Below are 1,063 nucleotides of genomic sequence, written 5' to 3' on the forward strand. Positions count from 1 at the left end.
GGCTTCGGTAGCGCCAGCCTCAGCTTTGCGTTTAAGGTTTAGTAAATCAAATTGTGCATTTGGTGCTTCGGGGTGCTTCTCAGGGTATGCGGCAACAGAAATATCGAAATCGGCGACGTCTTTTAATAGGGCGACTAAGTCAGAGGCATACATTTCTGTTTTTTCTACCCCTGGTGGTAAATCGCCACGAAGAGCAACAATGCGACGAATGCCAGAGTCCCAATAGTCTTTTGCAATTTGTTTTAATTCATCACGGCTAGCGTCAACACAGGTTAAGTGAGGAACGGCTGCAACGCCTGTTTGCTGCTGAATGCGCTTCACCACGTCGTGCGTTCTGTCACGCTCACCGCTATTAGCCCCATATGTTACCGACATATAACTTGGCTTTAACGGCGCTAGGCGCTCAACTGACTTCCACAGGGTCTGCTCCATGGCTTCCGTTTTTGGCGGGAAGAATTCAAAAGATACATCAATATCACGCAGTTCCGACAGGGACTGGTTCAATGCATCGATACCTTGTGCGTAAGAAACCATGGTTTTGCTCTCAAAAGTGTATATTTATAGACGTTTAGACGTCTAAATTAAAGAATATATGTCTAGACGTCAAGAGGTTTACACTGCTCAATTGACCTTTTCGTGAACTTGTTTAGAATTTCTCTTCATAATATAAAAAAGAGCAGACCGAGTTAGTACAATGGCAGAATGGAACGGTAAATATATTCACCCCTACGCAGAGCATGGCAAAAAAAGCGAACAGGTAAAGAAAGTCACTGTCTCTATACCTATTAACGTGCTCAAAGCACTCACCGATGAGCGTACTCGCCGCCAAATTAATAATTTGCGTCACGCCACTAATTCGGAACTGTTGTGTGAAGCGTTTTTACACGCATTTACCGGTCAACCTTTGCCTAACGATGATGACCTGCGTAAAGACAATCCTAATCGCGTTCCGGCTGAAGCAAGGCGTATTATGGAAGAAATGGGTATTGACCCAAGCTTTGAAAACGATGTGTCTGAAGACGACTAAAATTTAGCATTCAAATAAAACGGCGCTGTGTTGTAA

Annotated in this window: 2 protein-coding genes; one reads left to right on the plus strand and one right to left on the minus strand. The window is 44.1% G+C overall.

Annotated elements, in window-relative coordinates; translation table 11 throughout:
- The coding region (locus KL866_RS06065) for a methylenetetrahydrofolate reductase (RefSeq protein WP_214994014.1) at positions 1–534 on the minus strand (534 nt) is incomplete at its 3' end.
- A gap of 160 nt (positions 535–694) precedes the next feature.
- Between KL866_RS06065 and metJ the strand changes: the two genes are divergently transcribed.
- A complete protein-coding gene (metJ, locus tag KL866_RS06070; RefSeq protein ID WP_014950979.1) occupies positions 695–1,027 on the plus strand; it encodes a met regulon transcriptional regulator MetJ in 333 nt (110 codons plus the stop codon).
- The last annotated feature ends 36 nt before the right edge of the window (positions 1,028–1,063 follow it).

This window comes from Alteromonas sp. ALT199 (assembly GCF_018619335.1).
GTDB lineage: Bacteria > Pseudomonadota > Gammaproteobacteria > Enterobacterales > Alteromonadaceae > Alteromonas.

Bases quoted from the DNA above. Each gene is read 5' to 3' on its own strand.
- metJ (WP_014950979.1), top strand. From the start codon at position 695: ATGGCAGAATGGAACGGTAAATATATTCACCCCTACGCAGAGCATGGC.